The 862-nt window shown below is 67.3% G+C and carries 2 protein-coding genes and 1 pseudogene; all 3 read left to right on the forward strand.

The features are described from left to right. The coding region (locus OP498_RS18415) for a site-specific integrase (protein WP_280554809.1) at window positions 1–192 on the forward strand (192 nt) is incomplete at its 5' end. After that, a pseudogene (locus tag OP498_RS18420) lies at window positions 185–457 on the forward strand (transposase zinc-binding domain-containing protein); the annotation flags it as partial. The gene OP498_RS18415 and the pseudogene OP498_RS18420, both read left to right, overlap by 8 nt. 138 nt (window positions 458–595) lie before the next feature. Then, on the forward strand, window positions 596–862 hold a 267-nt coding region (locus OP498_RS18425), incomplete at its 3' end, for a transposase (RefSeq protein ID WP_280554810.1).

Below are 862 nucleotides of genomic sequence, written 5' to 3' on the forward strand. Positions count from 1 at the left end.
ATCCACAGCCTGCGTCATGCCTACGCCACGCATGTCCTGGAGCAGGGACTGCCCGTTCATCAGCTCCAGCGGCTGCTGGGCCACCGCAGCATCCAGTCGACGATGCGCTACCTGCACTGGCTGCCGGGCCAGCAGGGGGCGAGTCAGGGCCCCATCGACCTGGTGGCCGGCCTGGAGGTGAGCCATGCGTGAGACCGCCACCCTCCAACAGGCCCTGTCCCGCTTTCTCGATCCGGCCGGCCTCGATCGCCAGCGCCAACGGGTGTGCCATCATCTGCTTGCCTGTCGCACCGAGGCGATGGGCGGGATGGTCCTGCAGTGCACGGACTGCGACCACACCCAGCCGCACTACTTTGGTTGTCGCGATCGCCACTGCCCATAGTGCCAGGGCCGTGCCATGCACCAATGGGCCGAGCGTCAGCAGGCGAACATCCTGCCGGTGCGCTACTACCACGTCGTGTTCACCCTGCCGCACAGCCTCAACGGCTGGGTCCAGCTTCACCCCGAGGTGATTTACCGACTGCTGTTCCAGAGTGCCTGGTACACCCTCCGATCCTTCGGTCGCGATCCCAAGCGTCTCGGCGGCGAGATGGGCATGAGCGCCGTGCTTCACACCTGGGGCCAGAACCTGAGCCAGCACGTGCACCTGCATTGCCTGGTCCCCGGCGGCGCGCTGGGCGACGATGGCGGCTGGCATGGGGCTCGCAGCCACTACCTGTTCCCGGTCCGGGCCCTGTCGCGCCACTTTCGCGGGCACATGGTCAGTGCCCTGCGTCAGGCCGCCACTGCCGGCGAACTCCACCGGGTCACCCGGCCGGGTGACGTGGACAATCAGCTCAACACCCTGATGGCCACTGAGTGG

This window comes from Halomonas sp. 25-S5 (assembly GCF_029889845.1).
Lineage (GTDB): Bacteria > Pseudomonadota > Gammaproteobacteria > Pseudomonadales > Halomonadaceae > Halomonas.